Source organism: Parvibaculum sp. (genome assembly GCF_035511255.1).
Taxonomy (GTDB): Bacteria; Pseudomonadota; Alphaproteobacteria; order Parvibaculales; family Parvibaculaceae; genus Parvibaculum.
Window position 1 is genome coordinate 1 of sequence record NZ_DATKFR010000222.1, and the last position, 2,732, is coordinate 2,732.

At 62.0% G+C, this 2,732-nt stretch carries 3 protein-coding genes; 2 read left to right on the forward strand and 1 reads right to left on the reverse strand.

From position 1 onward, the window contains the following. A partial coding sequence (locus VMR03_RS08710) for a PAS domain-containing protein (protein ID WP_325404262.1) occupies nt 1-413 on the forward strand: 413 nt, incomplete at its 5' end. A 3-nt stretch (nt 414-416) separates the two neighbouring features. On the opposite strand, the gene VMR03_RS08715 is transcribed toward VMR03_RS08710, so the two are convergent. Further along, entirely contained in the window at nt 417-1,442 is a 1,026-nt protein-coding gene (locus tag VMR03_RS08715; RefSeq protein ID WP_325404264.1) for an ABC transporter ATP-binding protein, read from the reverse strand. A 164-nt stretch (nt 1,443-1,606) separates the two neighbouring features. Here VMR03_RS08715 and VMR03_RS08720 point away from each other — a divergent pair. Continuing rightward, nucleotides 1,607-2,732: DNA polymerase (locus VMR03_RS08720; protein WP_325404266.1), on the forward strand; the 1,126-nt coding region annotated here is incomplete at its 3' end.

Here is a 2,732-nt window from a genome sequence, read left to right on the forward strand (position 1 = left end):
CCTATTGGAACGGCAAGCGCGCCGGCCGCGCCATGCCGGCCCGGGCCGACGTGAGCCCGGCCGACATCGTGAGCCATTTGCCGTCGATTTTCCTGATCGGGGTTGCGCCGCCGGCCGTCTCGCCCGCGCATTTTCACGTGCGCCTGATGGGGACCGCGCTCAACGAGCTTTTCGCTGACGACTTCACCGGCGAGACTCTAGGCGACCGCCTGCCCGAGAAGCCGGCCGCCGCGCTCGCGAAAGTGTTGGGTGTGGTCTGTGAAATCCGCCGTCCGCTCCGGCTTCACGGACAGGCCGCCTTCGAAGAGACGCATGCGCCGTTGGAACTCGAGGCGCTGTTTCTGCCGCTGACGCTCGGCGGCGCCCGCGTCGAGATGGCGATGGGCGAACTGGTGAGACGCGCCTCCGCCTGATCTTCAGGTCGCCTTGCTTCTCTGCGTTCCGGTCAATTGCAGGAATACGTCCTCGAGATTGGATTCCTCCGTCGAGATATCGACGATCTCGATGCCGCTTGCCCGCACCCGGTCGAGAATGTCCATCACACCGGCATCCATCGGATTGTACTGGATCGAGAACGCGCCGGATGCGGTGACCTCCGTCTTGAAGCCCTCCATGGCGGAGACCTGGGCAGGCGTCACCGGCCAGACGGTGCGGATGATGAGCTTCTTGTCGGTGACGCGGGCGATCAGCCTCTGCGTCGGCTCGCAGGCGACGACCTCGCCCTTGTCGATGATCGCGATCGTATCGCAGAGCTCCTGCGCCTCTTCGAGATAATGCGTCGTCAGCACGATGGTCGTGCCGTTGGCGTGGAGAAGCTTCACATAGTCCCAGAGCTGCTTACGCAGTTCGATGTCGACGCCGGCCGTCGGCTCGTCGAGCACCAGCACCGGCGGGTTATGAACCATCGCCTTGGCGACGAGGAGGCGTCGCCGCATGCCGCCCGACAGCGTGCGCGCATAGGCGTCCGCCTTGTCGTCGAGCCCCATGGCGGTCAGGATTTCCATCGTCCGCCGCTCGCGCTTCGGCACGCCGTAGAGCCCGGCCTGCAGTTCGAGCGCCTCGGCCGGCGTGAAGAAGGGGTCGATGTTGAGTTCCTGCGGCACGACGCCGATCGAGGCGCGCGCCTGTCGCGGATTGACGTCGATGTCGAAACCCCAGACCGAGGCCGCGCCGCTCGTCTTGACGACGAGGCCGGCCAGAATGTTGATGAGCGTCGATTTGCCGGCGCCGTTCGGGCCGAGCAGTCCGAAGATCGAGCCGCGCGGCACGGCGATGTCGATGCCCTTCAGCGCTTCCTTGGCCGGTTGCCCGCCGCTGGCGCGATAGACCTTGCGCAGGTCCCTGACCTCGATCGCATAAGCGGCGTCCTTATCCGTCGCGGGCTCTCGCGGCAGCGTCATATCCTTTGAAAGCGTGGGGTCGTTGGGCAGGAAATCGGCCATTGGCGGCTCTTTATGTGTTGGTTCGACACTGGTAGCCCGGCCGTCGAACGGGGTCAAACAAGGATCGGGTCGAGGGAGCCAAAGGGCTTTGGCCTCCGGCGGGAGGCGCTATGATGCGCCCGGCTTGAATATAGCCCGGGCTTGAATATAGGAAGGCATCTGGCGTGGCGAAGGGCGAACCGGTGAAAAAAGCGACGGAGAGACCTCTGAAAAAGGGCGATCACCTCTTTCTGGTCGACGGCTCGGGCTACATCTTCCGCGCCTATCACGCGCTGCCGCCTTTGACGCGGAAATCGGATGGGCTGCCGACCGGCGCGGTCGCCGGCTTCTGCAACATGCTCTACAAGCTGATCGAGGACACCAAGGACGAATTCGAGCCGACGCATCTCGCCGTCATCTTCGATGCCTCGGGCAAGACCTTCCGCAACGACATCTATCCGCAATACAAGGCCCAGCGGCCCGAGCCGCCCGAAGACCTCGTTCCCCAGTTCTCGCTGGTCCGCGACGCGGTCCGCGCCTTCTCGGTGCCCTCGATCGAGATGCTGAATTACGAGGCCGACGATCTCATCGCGACCTATGCGCGGCTCGCGCAGCGTGCGGGCGCCCGCGTCACCATCGTCTCCTCCGACAAGGACCTGATGCAGCTCGTCTCCGACGATGTCGACATGCTCGACACGATGAAGATGAAGACGATCAAGCATGCAGAGGTGATGGAGAAATTCGGCGTGCCGCCGGAAAAGGTCATCGACGTGCAGGCGCTGGCCGGCGACAGCGTCGACAATGTGCCGGGCGTTCCCGGCATCGGCATCAAGACGGCGGCGCAACTAATTCAGGAGTTCGGCTCGCTCGATAGTCTGCTGGCCTCGAATGTTGAAGAGTGTGAGCGACGACTATCTGAAGTGCAGGATGAACTAGACAAAGAAGCAGGTGAGCCAGTCAAGGTCTCATCGGGAAAGCAGCTAGGAGAGATTCTATTTGAGCGAATGAAACTTTCGGGAGGGAAAAAAGACAAAAAGGGTCTTTGGACAGCAGATGCTGAAACTCTTGAACAGCTCGCTGCCGGCGGACAAAGTTTTTGTCAAAAGATTCTGAGAGCGCGCACACTATCAAGAATGATTTCCAGCTATCTGGATCTTCTCTCAAAAAACTCGGAGCTTGCGCGGATCTCGAAGAGGCTCGTCACGCTCGATCAGGACGTGCCGGTCGATGTGCCCGTGGAGAGCATGGGCATTCACGATCCCGATCCCGAAAGGCTGATCGCCTTTCTCAAGGACATGGAATTCAACACGC